At 43.8% G+C, this 438-nt stretch carries 1 pseudogene; it reads right to left on the minus strand.

The window, feature by feature from the left end:
• A pseudogene (locus tag A3729_RS17175) lies at positions 1–438 on the minus strand (nitrate ABC transporter substrate-binding protein); the annotation flags it as partial.

Below are 438 nucleotides of genomic sequence, written 5' to 3' on the forward strand. Positions count from 1 at the left end.
CCTGATTTCAGACCAATTGAGAACTTCTCGATATACTTGTTTGGTTGTGTACCGTCATAAACAATGTTATCGATAAAGTGCGTTTGTGGGTCACGGTAGCCATCTTCAGTAGAGAAGTCTGGGAAGTCAGCCGCTTTCGCTTTACCTTCTTTGATCAAAGACTGCGCCGCACGTGCATAGATATCAGGACGATATACTTTCTTCGCCAAATCTTTGTACCACTCGTCGCTCTTATCTTCAGAGATCTGACCCCAACGACGCATTTGCGTTAGATACCAGATAGCATCTGAGTAGTATGGGTAAGTCGCGTTATAACGGAAGAATACGTTGAAGTCTGGTACTGAACGCTTATCGCCTTTCTCGTACTCAAAAGTACCCGTCATACTGTTTGCAATAACGTCATAGTCAGCACCAACATAGTTAGGTTGTGACAAGATC

It is taken from the genome of Oleiphilus sp. HI0043 (assembly GCF_001634935.1).